The sequence below is a fragment of the Ramlibacter sp. WS9 genome (assembly GCF_003797765.1).
In the GTDB taxonomy this organism is placed as follows: Bacteria; Pseudomonadota; Gammaproteobacteria; order Burkholderiales; family Burkholderiaceae_C; genus Ramlibacter.
The window spans coordinates 1-12078 of sequence record NZ_RKMB01000038.1; the positions used below are offsets into that span (position 1 = coordinate 1).

The window sequence follows — 12078 nt, forward strand, 5'->3', positions numbered from 1 at the left end:
GGCTGTGATCGCGCCGCCGCCCCCGCCCGCGCCGCCTGCTGCCCCGGCAGGCCGGCAGGAAATGGGCGTGGCGTGTCCCACACAGGTGAAGCCCGACATGCCCCGCCAGGCCATCAAGGAAGGCGCTGAAGGCGTCGTGAAGGCGCAAGCGGTCATCCGTGACGGCGCGGTGCGTGAAGTGACCATTCTTTCGGGTCCGCGCGTATTTCATGGTGCGGTGCGCACCGCCATGATGCAGTACCGCTGCGTCAGCGGTTCGGGCGACATCATCGCCACGCAGGAATTCAACTTCAAGATCGAGTGATGGGCCTTCGGCCTCACTAAAGAAAGGGCCCGTCAGGGCCCTTTCTTATTGGTGGGCGTAGTGCGGAGGATGCACCAACCAAGGTCGATGCTCATCTATAGCGCGGTGTCGCCAAGCGGACGGTGAAATCAGGCCGATGTATTTGGGCAACAAACCGGCCAAACCCGGGTATTAGCCGGGTGACGGCGCTGTGTCAGTTGTGTAAAAACACCAGCTGGACTGTGCAGTACCACGGAGCCGTACCCGTGGCTGCCCATCCAAATTGCGAGGGAGGGCAAAGCCCTAACTCTTTCGGTAGGAACAAGTCTGGAGAATTCATGAAAACCGGTACACAAAGGTTTAGAAAAACGGTTGTCTCACGCGCCATCATCACGGCGTTGTGCGGCACCGCGTCGATGATGATTGCGCAGGAGACCCTTGCTCAACCCGCATCTTCCTTGCAACGCGTCGAAATCACCGGGTCCAACATCCGGCGGACCGATACTGAGACGGCATCGCCGGTCCAGACCATCACGCGCGAAGAAATCCAGAACTCAGGCAAGGCGTCAGTCGCCGAGTACCTGCAGACGCTGTCAGTGGACAACCAGGGCTCCGTGCCCACCACGTTCGGCAACGGCTTCGCGCCGGGTGCATCGGGCATCTCGCTGCGCGGCATGGGCGCCGCGTCGACCCTGGTGCTCATCAATGGCCGCCGCATCGCCCCGTACGGCCTTGCCGACGACGGCCAAAAGGTCTTCACCGACCTGAACGTCATCCCGCTGGAAGCCGTTGAACGCGTCGAAATCGTGAAAGACGGCGGCTCCGCCATCTACGGTTCGGACGCCATGGCCGGTGTGGTCAACATCATCCTGCGCAAGAGCTTCAAGGGCACCGTCGTTACGGCGAGTGGCGGAACATCGCGCTATCACGACGGCACCGAGGCGCGCGCCACCATCACGCACGGCTTCGGCGACATGGAAACGCAAGGCTTCAACGTGCTGTTGAACCTTGAATTGAGCAAGAAGGGCGAGATCTGGAACCGCGACCGCTCAGGCCGCGGCGCAGTGGGCCGTTCCGACCTGCGTCCGGAAGGCTACAGCGCCGACTCGACCGGTGGTGTCAACGGCGGTACCGGTGCCATCATCGCCGGCGGCGGCGCGGCCGTCAGCTCCGTCATCGGCAACGTGCGCAACCCCACGCCCGGTTCGGAAACCCAAAACCTCTACTTCAGCCGCCACGACACGTCCGCGGCCGCCAACCATACGCGAGAGTTCCCTGGTGCTTGCGCGGCAATGGCCGGCGGGTTTCCGCAGGGCGACCCGGGCGGCGGCTGCTTGACCGACGCGTCCCAGCAGTACTCGCAGGTTCAGCCCTCGGCCAAGACCATCAATTTCTTCGGCCGCTTTGCCAAGCAGCTCAATGCGCAGACCGAGCTGTACGCCGAACTGAACCTGTACAAGAACGAGTCCGACTCTTCGGGCACGCCGTCCGGCGTTCACGGTTCGACCGGCTACCCTGGCGGCCCGGTCAACAACGCCGACCAGCGCCTCGGATCGAACCACCCCGACAACCCGTACTTCGGCACGGCTGCCCGCCTGCGCTACCTGGCGGCCGACGTTGGCCCGCGCACCAGCCACGTCGACGGGGATTTCTCCCGTTTCGTGGTTGGCGTGAAGGGCACGTGGAATGCATGGGACTACGACACTGCCTTCCTGTATTCCGAGAACAAGGTGTCGAACACGCGCGGCGGCTTCCTGCAGCGGGACGTTGCGTTCGCGTTGCTGAACCCGCTGGGCCAGGGCGCCACGCAGCTCTCCACGACGCAAACCAACGCCGCAGTGGCGGCCGCCAACAACGCGGCTTACGCAGCGCTGCCCGCGGGCTCGTTCTGGCGCATCGGCGAGAACGCCAATTTGAACTCGGCTGCGCTGTACGCAGCGCTGGCGCCCGAGATCGGCAACGACGCGGGCGCGAAGACCACGCAGATCGACCTGAAGGTTTCGCGCGAAATCGGCCAGCTCCAGGGCGGCCCGATCGGCATCGCATTGGGCGCTGAAGCCCGCCGTGAATCGGTCAGCCTGAACCCGACGACCGGCACCGACCGCGGCAACATCATCGGCCTGGGCTACTCTGCCTATTCCGGCTCGCGCACCGTGATGGCACTGTTCGGCGAAGCCAACTTCCCGGTGACCAAGCGCCTGGAACTGAGCGCCGCCGCACGTGCCGACCATTACAGCGATGTCGGCACCTCCGTCACCCCGAAGCTGGGTGCCAAGTGGCGTCCGCTGGACAGCCTGGCGGTTCGCGGCACCTATGCCAAGGCATTCCGCGCACCGGGCGCGGCTGAGAACGGCGTCGGCGGTCTGGCTGCCTTCACGACGGCGGCTGACCCGGCACGTTGCGCCGCCACAGCGCAAACGATCGGGTGCAGCGCGGCTAACGTCGCCATCATCACGTCGCCCAACCCCAACCTCGAGCCGGAGAAGGCCACCAGCCTGACCCTGGGCACCGTGTGGGACATCACGCCCAAGACCAGCATCGCGGTCGACCTGTGGCAGATCAAACGCAAGGCCGAGATCAACCAGGAAACCAGCGCTGCGGCCATCGCGGCGGGCCACGTTGCTCGTGACCCGGCAGGTGCCTTGCCTGCGTACCCCGGCGATCCCGGTCCCATTACCGCTGTGCTGACCAACTACATCAACTCCTCGTCGTCGACGATCCGCGGCATCGACCTGGACTTCAAGCATCGCTGGGACCTGTCCGGCGGTAACGGCAAGGTTACTGTCGGCATGACCTGGACCCACCTGGTCAAGTGGCTGCGCGTCGAGCCGGACGGCACGGAACTGGAGTTCGCCGGCACGCACGGCAACTGCGACGTGACCAACTGCATCGGCACGCCCAAGGACCGTATCAACCTGGCTGCGGCCTGGGAAATGGGCCCGTGGCGTGTCGCCAGCGTCATCAACTACCGTGGCAAGCTGAGCAACAAGTTCGCCAAAGGCGACGAAGACTGCGCCAGCCACCTGGCCGATGACACCCCGGTTTGCAGGGTCGGTTCGTTCACCACGTTGGACGTCACCGCTCGCTACAAGCTGAACGACAAGACCGAGATCTTCGGTGGCATCCGCAACCTGCTCGACAAGAAGCCGCCGCTGGACCAGACCACCTACGGTGCCGTCAGCTACAACCCGCTGGACTACAGCGGTGCCGTGGGCCGCTTCTACAGCGTCGGCGTGCGTCACGCGTTCTGATCGCGCGACGGCTAGGGCAGGGGTTCGCCTCTGCCTGACCAACTCCAGAACAAGAAAGCCACCGCTTCGGCGGTGGCTTTCTATTTGGCCCCGCCTTTTCATTGCGCGTGAATTCGAGTTGTGGCGCCGCATCCTGTGCCACAACCATCGAATAGGAGGTCCTTAAGGCTTGGCGGGATGGGGCCCGCCATAGCAGTACGGGTCGCGGTAAAATCGAGGTCACCTTCTTAAGGTTCAGGCATGACCCAGGCACTCACCTCCGCAGTGGCAGTGGCTACAAAACTTCCTCCCGAGGAGCAGGACGTTCTCGCGGCTATTTTGCTCGAAGAAATTGCCTCGGAGCAGCGCTGGTCGGTTTCGTTCGCCAGATCGGAAACCGTGCTTGAGGCCCTAGCATCGGAAGCGCTGGCAGACTTTGTGGCCGGCAAGACGAAGCCGCTCGACAATTTATGAAGTCTGTGACGACCGAAAAGTTTCGGTTGTTGTTCGCTTCGGCGCCGTCCGAACGTCAAATGCGCATCAAGGATGCCTACCGATTGTGGAAAGACAATCCGGCGCATCCGTCACTCCGGTTCAAGAAGATTCATGCGCGTTTGCCCATCTACTCGGTTCGCGTTGATCTTGACTGGCGAGCGGTCGGCGTGCTTCAAGACGATACGCTCGTCTGGTTCTGGGTAGGCCCGCATCCGCAATACGAGGCGTTGCTCAGGTCACTGTGATGCCCGGTTTCACGGGCGCAGGCTGGCGCACTTGCCTTGCTATTCTTTCGCTGCCGAAGGCAAGCCCCTTAGGTCACGCAGGAGGGTCATCTTCCAACCGCATACGGCAAGGGCCAGCGCGCCCACACCACCCGCCGCCAAAGCCCAGCGCAGCCCCAAGTGCTCCCCCAACCACCCGCCCAACAATGCGCCAGGCAAAGCCGGGATCAAAATCAACCAACGCATGGTGCTGGTCATGCGTGCCAGCAGCGGCTCGGGTGTCACGGCCTGGCGCAGCGCCAGGAAGTTGATGAAGATCAGCACCGCCCCCAAGCCGAAGCACACCAGCATGAAAACGAATGACGCGACGCCCCACGCATTGGCCGGCGCCGCGGCGAGCTGCAGCCAGCCGGCGCCGCAGATCGCGCAGCCCCACAGCAAGCTCGGACCGGTGCCGATGCGCGCCGAGATCCGGTGACCGAGCATGCCGGCCACCACGGTGCCGATGCCCAGCCCCACGTAGCAAAGGCCCACCTGCCGCTCGTTGAGCCCCAGTTCGCGCGTGGCGAACAGGATCTGCACCACCATCGTGGCGTGGTAGCACATCTGCCAGAGGCCTACCGTCAGCGCCAGCACCACCAGAAGCCGCGAACCTCGCACGAAGTTCAGGCCTTCCTTGAGCGCGTCCCAGAACTGGCCGGGCACCTTGGCGCCCGGCGTTTCGTGAATGCGCAGCCCGCGCAGGATCACCACGCTGAACAGCAGCAACACCGCGTCGGCGAGCAACGCCACCGGCGCGCCCACGAGCCGGATCAAAGCGCCCGCGACGCCGGGCCCCGCCACCTCCGCGGCCGAGCTGGCCAGTGCGTTCTTGGCGTGCGCCTCCACGAGGCGCGAACGCGGCACCACCTGGGTCAGCACGATCTGGGCGGCGGTGCCCGCTGTCGTGGCCACCGTGCCGATGACGAAAGCGACGACGTACAGGTAGCCGATGCCCAGCCAGCCCAGCGCCCACACGGCGGGCACGCTCGCCAGAACGAGCGCGATGGCCAGTTCGCCGGCGACGTAAACCGGGAGCTTGCGCACACGATCGAGCCAGACGCCGCTGGGCAATGAGAACAGCACGAACGGCGCGATCTCCATGGCGGTGAGCAGACCCATCTGCGTCGGCGTCGCGTGCAGCAGCACCGCCGCCGTGAGCGGGATCGCCAGCATGGTGATCTGGCTGCCGAAGGAACTGGTCAAAATCGACAGCCACAACGGGCGGTACTGCTTGTCGCGAAGCAGGTCGCCAGGCGCGAGGGCCAAGCGCGCGAACCAACCTCTTGCCGAGGCTTCGACAGGCTCTGCCCGAACGGACGTTTCCCCGGTGGGCTCTGCCATCATTGAACTCGTTGATCTGCTGTGTCAGGCATTTTGACACCCCGTAGAAGCTTCGCAATGCTCGAAGATCGGGGCCCCGCTCTTGTAATGCAGTTTTGCCTTATAGTGTTGGTGTCCATTTGAAAGACTGCGAGGACGATGCCATGGCAACATTGACAGTGACCGCACGGGGACAAGTGACGTTTAGAAAAGATGTGCTGCAACACCTCGGCATCAAGCCGGGGGAAAAGATCGAGTTGGATTTGCTGCCAGATGGCCGGGGCATGCTCAAAGCAGCCCGGCCTGCCGGCACGATTGACGGCTTCATCGGGTTGCTGGCAGGTCGGACAAAGAAAGTCGCAACCATCGAGGAAATCAACGAGGCAAGTGCGCGTGGTTGGGCCGCCAAGGAATGAGGGTTGCTGTCGACACCAACGTTCTTGTTCGCGCTGTCGTCCGCGACGACCTGCCGCAGGCACGCGCCGCCGCCAAGGTCTTGACCGATGCCGAATTGATCGCAGTAGCACTGCCGTGCCTGTGTGAGTTTGTGTGGGTCCTCCGCAAGGTCTACGGCTTTCAACCCTCTGACGCGGCGACCGCGATCCGCGCACTGCTCGCCGCTGCAAACGTGGAAGTGAACAGGCCCGCCGTGGAGGCAGGCCTGTCGATACTCGAAGCGGGCGGGGATTTCGCGGACGGCATCATTGCCTATGAGGGGACCTGGCTCGGTGGAGAAACCTTTGTCTCCTTCGACAAGAAGGCTGTTACGCTGCTCATGGCACAGGGCCAACCAGCACGTCTTTTGCGAGGTGGCCAGTGACTCCTTCGTATCTTCCCCTTCGCGCGGTCGGCCCGGCAACCTCCATCAATACAACCAGCAGGCCGCCTGCGTGTGGGGGTTGATCGCCTTCAGCGGCGGTACTTCGGCAGCGCAGCGGTCGAACGCATGCGGGCACCGCGTGCGGAACACGCAGCCCGAAGGCGGGTCGATCGGCGAGGGCAGGTCGCCCTGCAGCATCTGGATCACTTTGCCGCGTTCCAGCTGCGGGTCGGCCAGCGGCACCGCGGACAGCAGCGCGCGCGTGTAGGGGTGCTTGGGGTCGGCGTACAGCTCGTGCTTGTGCGATAGCTCCATCACGCGGCCCAGGTACATCACCAGGATGCGCTGGCTCACGTGCTTGACCACGGCCAGGTCGTGCGCGATGAACACCAGCGCCAGATGCATTTCTTTTTGCAGGTCGCGCAGCAGGTTGATGATCTGGGCCTGGATCGATACGTCCAGAGCCGAGACCGGCTCGTCGCAAACGATCAGCTTGGGTTCGAGGATCAGGGCGCGGGCGATGCCGATGCGTTGGCATTGCCCGCCGGAAAATTCATGCGGGTAGCGGTACAACTGCGCCTCGTTCAGCCCCACCTTCACCATCATCGCCTTGACGCGCGCGAGTACGTCGGCAGCGCTCAGGTCGGGGCGGTGTGTGCGCAGCGGTTCGCTGATGATCTGCGCCACGTTCATGCGTGGGTTGAGCGATGCCAGCGGATCCTGGAACACCATCTGCACGTTCTTGCGCACCTGTTGCCAGTCGCCCGGCGTGGCGCCCGACATGTCGCGGCCCAGCCAGACCACCTTGCCGGCGGTGGGCGGGATCAGATTGAGCACGGCGCGGGCCAGCGTCGACTTGCCGCAGCCCGATTCGCCGACGATGCCGAGCGTTTCGCCGGGGTACAGGTCGAAGCTCACGCCGTTGACCGCTTTGAGCGTGCGGTGCTTGGCCAGGAACCCTTCACCGCGCACCTTGAAATGCACATGCAAGTCGCGTACGGAAAGCAAGGGATCCCGCTCCCTCTCCCTTTGGGAGAGGGCTGGGGTGAGGGCGGCTTCACTCATGAGAGCACCCCCTCTGCCACCCGGACGACTTCAGCCACCTCCCGATGGCACGCCCGCAGCACCAGCGGATCGTTCGGCGCACGCGCGAGCGGCGGCCGCTGCGTGGCGCAACGATCCATCACGAAGGTGCAGCGCTCGCTGAACGGGCAGCCGGGCGGCAGGTGCGCCATGTTCGGCGGCACACCGGGGATCGCCAGCAGGCGGTCGCCTTCATGGTCCAGCCGCGGCACCGCGCCGAGCAGGCCCAAGGTGTAGGGATGGGTCGGGCGGTAGAAGATGCTTTCGGCGCTGCCCTGTTCCATGATGCGGCCGCCATACAGAACCATCACCCGGTCGCACAGGCCCGCGACGACGCCGAGATCGTGCGTGATGAGGATGATGGCGGTGCCGAAGTCGCGTTGCAGGTCGCGCAGCAGCGCCATGGTCTGCGCCTGCACCGTCACATCCAGCGCCGTGGTCGGTTCGTCGGCGATCAGCAGGTCGGGTTGGCACAACAGAGCCATGGCGATCATGATGCGCTGGCGCATGCCGCCGGAGAACTCGTGCGGGTACATGCGGATGCGGCGCGCGGCGTCGGGGATGCGCACTTGCTCCAGTGTGGAGATGGCCAGCGTCAGCGCGCTCTTGCGCGTCAAGCCCTTGTGCAGCTCCAGCACCTCCGTCATCTGCCGCTCCACTGTGAGATACGGGTTGAGCGACGTCATCGGGTCCTGGAAGATCATCGCGATGCGGTTGCCGCGAATGCGGTTCAGCTCGTTCGCGGGCATGGAAAGCAGGTCTTCGCCGTTGAACAGGGCGCGGCCCGTTGCGCGGCCGTTGGCCGCGAGCAGGCCCATCAGCGCCAGCATGCTCTGGCTCTTGCCCGAACCGCTCTCGCCGACGATGCCGAAAGTCTGCCCGCGCTCCAGCGAGAAGCCCAGGCCGTTGACGGCGGTCACTTCGCCGTCAGGCGTCTTGAACTTGACGGAGAGGTCGTCGATCTCGATCAGCTTCTTGGCGTGATTCATAAGGGTGGAATGCCTTCGCGGGGCCGCCGCGGAACCGGCTTTGCCGGGCCGCTGGCGGCGCCCCCTTGAGGGGGAGGCGGCCGCAGGCCGCTTCGGGGGTGGGTCATCTCTCTTTGGGGTCGAGCGCGTCGCGCAGGCCGTCGCCGATGAAGTTGAAGCAATACAGCGTGATCGACAGCAGCGCACCCGGGAACAGGATCATCCATGGCGCCACTTCCATGATGTTGGTGCCGTCGTGGATCAGCACGCCCCAGCTGGTCATCGGCTCCTGGATGCCCAGGCCCAGGAACGACAGCACGGATTCGGTCAGGATCACCGAAGGCACCGTCACGGTGGTGTAGATCACGACCACGCCCAGCAGGTTGGGCACGATGTGGCTGAAGATGATGCGCCGCGTGGGCACGCCGATGGCGCGCGCCGCTTCGACGAATTCCATCGTCCGCAGAGACAGCGTCTGGCCTCGCACCACGCGCGCCATGTCCATCCACGAGAACGCCGTGATCGCCAGCACCACCAGATAGAACTCGCGGCCCAGGATGGTGACCAGCAGGATCGCGATCAGCAGGTAGGGGATGGCGTACATCATGTCAACGACGCGCATCATGAAGTTGTCGACTTTGCCGCCCAGGAAGCCGGCGGTTGCGCCCCAGGCGATGCCCACGGCAACGGAACACAAGGTGGCGAGCAGGCCCACCATCAGCGAGATGCGGCCTCCGATCAGGCAGCGCACCAGCAGGTCCCGACCGGATTCGTCGGTGCCCCACCAGTGCATGTTCTTGAGCGTGGGCGGCAATTTCATCGCGTCCCAGTCGGCGGTGTCGAAGTCGTGCGGCAGCACGAACGGGCCGAAGACGCACAGCGCGCCGATGATCAAGAGCGCGATCAGGCTCGCGACCGCCGCCTTGTTGCGCACAAAGCGTGTGCGGGCGTCGGCCCACGGGCTGCGGCCGGGTGGGGCTGTAGCGGCCAGGACCAGCTCGTCGACCAGCGCTTTGCGTCGGGTAAAGAACAGCATGCTCAATATCGGATCTTGGGGTCGAGTGCCGCGTAGGCGAGATCGACCACGAGGTTGAGCAGCACCGCCAGCACCGTGATCAGCACCACCAGGCCCAGCACCAGCGTGTAGTCGCGGTTGCCGGCGCCGTTGACGATCAGCTTGCCGATGCCGGGCAGCGAGAATACGGTCTCAGTCACCAGGGCCGCGGTGATCGAAGAGATCGCCAGCGGGCTCAGCACCGAGATCACCGGCAGCAGCGCGGGCTTGAGCGCATGCCGCAGCACCACCACACGCGTCGGCAGGCCCTTGGCCCGCGCGGTGCGGATGAAGTTGCTGTGCATCACCTCGATCAGGCTGCCGCGCATCACGCGCGCGATGGTGGCGACGTTGATGAAGGTGAGCAGGGCGATCGGCATGATCATGAACTGCGGCGCAAAGTTGTCCCAACCGCCGGCGGGCAGCCAGCGCAGCCACAGCGCGAACACCAGCACCAGCACCGGGCCGATCACGAAAGAGGGCACGACGCTGCCGATGGTGCCCACCAGCATCACGCTGTAGTCGGCGGTGCTGTTCTGGCGCAGCGCGGCGGCGATACCCATGGCGACACCGACGAAGAATGAAATCAGCAGGGACAGGCCGCCAATCGCCAGCGATACCGGCAGCGCCGCGGCCACCAGGTCATTGACGGACCAGTCGGCGTATCGGAACGACGCGCCCAGGTCGCCGTGAATCAGGTTGTTGAGGTAATGCAGGTACTGCTGCCAGGGCGGCAGATCGAGGTGATACTTCGCCTGCAGATTGGCAAGCACCGCGGCCGACACTTGCTTCTCGCTGTCGAAGGGACCGCCGGGTGCCGCGTGGACCAGGATGTAGCTGACCGTGATGACGGCCAGCAGCGTAGGAATGGTCGCCAGCAGGCGACGCAACGTGTAAGACCACATGAGGTGTGATCAGTGCTTGATGATGTAGAGGTCTTTGCTGCGGAAGCGGTCTTGCGCGTTTAGCAGCGAGTAACCGCCGACATACGACTTCACCAGCCGGGGCAGCGAATACTGCACCAACGGAATGATGGGGTAGTCTTCCATGATCATCTGCGTGGCCTGGGTCAGCAGCGCCTTGCGCTTGCCGGTGTCGTCGCTCTGCTCGGCCTGATTGATCACGTCTTCGGCCTTGCGGTTGCAGTTGAAGTTGTTGTTCTGGTCCGAGTCGCAGCGCACCAGCGCCAGGAAGTTGGTGGCGTCGTTGTAGTCGGCGATGAAGCCGTTGCGGGCGATCTGGAAGGAGCCGTCATGGCGCTTCTTGAGCAGCACCTTGAACTCCATCGCCTCCAGCTCGATAGCGATACCCAGCTTGGTCTTCCACTCCGACTGCGCGAAGATGGCCATCTTCTTGTGGTATTCGCTGGTGTTGTACGAGAAGGTGTATTTGGTGCCCGGCTTCACGCCCGCTTCGGCCAGCAGCTTCTTGGCTTCCTCGATGCGTTTGGCCATCGGCCACTTGGCCCATTCGTACTCGGCCATGTCGGCGCCTTGCAGGCCCTTGACCATCAGCCCATACGCGGGCGTCTGGCCGTCGGCGGTGATGCGCTGCGACAGGATGTCGCGGTCGATCACCATGGTGAGCGCCTTGCGCACGCGCACGTCCTTGAAGGCCGGGTTCTGGGTCTGGAACGAGTAGTAGCGCAAGCCGAGCATCGGGGCGTTGCGCACATCCTTCGGGAACTTCTTCTTCGCCTCTTCGTAGGTGCCGGGCGGCAGCTGGTAGACCATTTCGTTCTGGCCGGATTCGAACAGCTTCACGTCGGCGTTGCCGTCCTCGACCGGCAGGTAGGTCACGCGCGAGAGCTGCACGTTGGCCGCGTCCCAGTACTGTGGGTTCTTCTCGATCACCACGCGGCTGTTGACCAGCCACTCCTTGAGCACGAAGGCGCCGTTGCTCACCATGTTGCCGGGCTTGGTCCACTCGCGGCCGAATTTCTCCACCGAAGCCTGGTGCAGCGGGCCCAGGTTGTTGTTGGACATCAGGCTGGGCAGGAAGGCCACGGGGAAAGGCGTCTTCACTTCCAGCGTGTGCTTGTCGAGTGCCTTCACGCCTACTTCCGAAGGCGGCTTCTTGCCGGTGGCCACGTCCTTGCCGTTGAGGATGAACACCCCATACGTCGCCGAGTAGGTCGATGCCGTCTTCGGGTCGAGGAAGCGGCGGATGCCATAGACGCAATCCTGCGCCGTCACCGGGTCGCCGTTGGACCACTTGGCGTTCGGCCGCAGCTTGAAGACCCACGTGAGCGCGTTGGTCTGCTTCCAGCTTTCGGCCACGCCGGGGATGATGTTGCCGTCGGCGTCGTTGGCCGTGAGCCCTTCGAACAGATCGCGCGTGATGTTGTTGGCGCCGACGGATTCAGCGACCGCCGGGTCCAGCGTTTCCGCTTCGGAGCCGTTGTTGCGGATCAGTGTCTGGGTGGAGTGGAGTTGCGTGCCCGGCGGGACAACGGCGGCGGCCGCGGGGAAAGCGAGAGCGGCGGCAAGCACGGTGAACGCGAGCTGTCTGGAGAATGGAGGTTGACCGGTCATGGGATAAGTCCCTTTCTTGGAGGAG

The 12078-nt window shown here is 64.3% G+C and carries 11 protein-coding genes and 1 pseudogene; 6 read left to right on the forward strand and 6 right to left on the reverse strand.

Annotated features, from left to right (window positions below; genetic code table 11):
• The 4 genes and pseudogenes from EEB15_RS30135 to EEB15_RS30150 form a co-directional block, all read left to right on the forward strand.
• Positions 1-304, forward strand: a pseudogene (locus EEB15_RS30135) (energy transducer TonB); the annotation flags it as partial.
• 317 nt (positions 305-621) lie between these two features.
• Positions 622-3534 carry a TonB-dependent receptor gene (locus EEB15_RS30140; RefSeq protein WP_141513682.1) on the forward strand — a complete coding sequence of 971 codons (2913 nt, stop codon included), beginning with the start codon at positions 622-624 and terminating at the stop codon, positions 3532-3534.
• A 240-nt stretch (positions 3535-3774) separates the two neighbouring features.
• Positions 3775-3987 (forward strand): hypothetical protein, encoded by a 213-nt coding sequence (locus tag EEB15_RS30145; protein ID WP_141513683.1) that lies wholly within the window; start codon positions 3775-3777, stop codon positions 3985-3987.
• Between the two features lie 5 nt (positions 3988-3992).
• A complete protein-coding gene (locus EEB15_RS30150) occupies positions 3993-4253 on the forward strand; it encodes a hypothetical protein (RefSeq protein WP_199236670.1) in 261 nt (86 codons plus the stop codon).
• 39 nt (positions 4254-4292) lie between these two features.
• Here the strand turns inward: EEB15_RS30150 and EEB15_RS30155 are convergent, their stop codons facing one another.
• Positions 4293-5540 carry an MFS transporter gene (locus tag EEB15_RS30155; RefSeq protein ID WP_233259685.1) on the reverse strand — a complete coding sequence of 416 codons (1248 nt, stop codon included), beginning with the start codon at positions 5538-5540 and terminating at the stop codon, positions 4293-4295.
• Positions 5541-5758: 218 nt separating this feature from the next.
• Here EEB15_RS30155 and EEB15_RS30160 point away from each other — a divergent pair, with 218 nt between their 5' ends.
• On the forward strand, positions 5759-6010 hold the full coding sequence (locus EEB15_RS30160; RefSeq protein ID WP_141513686.1) for an AbrB/MazE/SpoVT family DNA-binding domain-containing protein: 252 nt from the start codon (positions 5759-5761) through the stop codon (positions 6008-6010).
• On the forward strand, positions 6007-6414 hold the full coding sequence (locus EEB15_RS30165; protein WP_141513687.1) for a type II toxin-antitoxin system VapC family toxin: 408 nt from the start codon (positions 6007-6009) through the stop codon (positions 6412-6414). Before EEB15_RS30160 ends, EEB15_RS30165 begins: the two co-directional genes overlap by 4 nt.
• A gap of 45 nt (positions 6415-6459) precedes the next feature.
• Here EEB15_RS30165 and EEB15_RS30170 read toward each other — a convergent pair whose 3' ends face one another.
• From EEB15_RS30170 to EEB15_RS30190, 5 genes are all read right to left on the reverse strand, one after another.
• Complete coding sequence (locus EEB15_RS30170) at positions 6460-7479, reverse strand: dipeptide ABC transporter ATP-binding protein (protein ID WP_141513688.1); 1020 nt, start codon at positions 7477-7479, stop codon at positions 6460-6462.
• Positions 7476-8486 (reverse strand): oligopeptide/dipeptide ABC transporter ATP-binding protein, encoded by a 1011-nt coding sequence (locus EEB15_RS30175; RefSeq protein ID WP_141513689.1) that lies wholly within the window; start codon positions 8484-8486, stop codon positions 7476-7478. Before EEB15_RS30175 ends, EEB15_RS30170 begins: the two co-directional genes overlap by 4 nt.
• Before the next feature lie 103 nt (positions 8487-8589).
• Positions 8590-9501, reverse strand: coding sequence for an ABC transporter permease (locus EEB15_RS30180; protein ID WP_141513690.1), 912 nt, complete (start codon positions 9499-9501; stop codon positions 8590-8592).
• 2 nt (positions 9502-9503) lie between these two features.
• On the reverse strand, positions 9504-10424 hold the full coding sequence (gene oppB / locus EEB15_RS30185; RefSeq protein ID WP_141513691.1) for an oligopeptide ABC transporter permease OppB: 921 nt from the start codon (positions 10422-10424) through the stop codon (positions 9504-9506).
• A 9-nt stretch (positions 10425-10433) separates the two neighbouring features.
• Positions 10434-12053, reverse strand: a complete 1620-nt coding sequence (locus EEB15_RS30190; protein ID WP_141513692.1) for a peptide ABC transporter substrate-binding protein — start codon at positions 12051-12053, stop codon at positions 10434-10436.
• Positions 12054-12078: the final 25 nt, after the last annotated feature.